The 872-nt window shown below is 36.5% G+C and carries 1 protein-coding gene; it reads left to right on the forward strand.

Features of this window, described 5'->3' with window-relative positions:
* A partial coding sequence (locus tag M595_RS28010; RefSeq protein WP_023069925.1) for a tetratricopeptide repeat protein occupies window positions 1–872 on the forward strand: 872 nt, incomplete at both ends.

Below are 872 nucleotides of genomic sequence, written 5' to 3' on the forward strand. Positions count from 1 at the left end.
TAATAGTCAACGTCTCTATCTTCAGTTTCTTGTCGAACGTTTAGATGAGATTTTACAACAGATCAAATTAGAAGAAACACTTGATCTGGAAGTTTTAGAAGCATTAGGAACAGCATTTAAAGAAACCCGAGAAAAAGAATTAGCAATTGAAACCTATCAAACTTTGCTTGATTACGCCCGTCAACAAGAAAATCTCATCCAAGAAGAACAGGCGTTGAGTGAAATGGGTCAAGTTTATCTAAGTTGGTTAGATTATCAAGCCGCAGCGCAAGTTTATGAGGAATTATTAGAGACACAACAACAGATTAAATTGTTACGAACTGAGGGAATTTTACCCCCTCCTCCTCCTCCTCAAGTTAACGCAGAAGGTGAGACGATTAATCAACCCAGTGAAGTTAAATCTCTGCAAGATTTATCGTTTATTTATGGACAGTTAGAACAACCCTTAAAGTCTATTGCTGCGAAAGAAAGATTAGTGGGTTATTATTCACAATTACAAAATTTCCAACCCCTTCCCGATTTAAAGTTATCCATTGGTTTAGACTATGAAAAGCTAGGTCAATTACAACAAGCCAGTCAAAACTACCAAGAGGCTTATACGGTTGCGACCACAATTCAACAGCTAGCAAATGCCAGTGATGCTTTAGGAAGATTAGCACGATTATATCGTTCTCAAAATCAAACCCAAACTGCGATTGAATTATATCAAGCTCAGTTATTAATCGAGCAACAATCCTACAATTTTTATGGTATGATGAATGTATATGATAATATGGGTCAAGTTTATTTTGATCAAAAAGCATATCAACGTGCTTTAGCCGCCTATCAGCAAGGGTTACAAGTTGCTCAACAGTTAAAATTTCGAGAAGATC

Source organism: Lyngbya aestuarii BL J (assembly GCF_000478195.2).
GTDB classification, from domain to species: Bacteria; Cyanobacteriota; Cyanobacteriia; order Cyanobacteriales; family Microcoleaceae; genus Capilliphycus; species Capilliphycus aestuarii.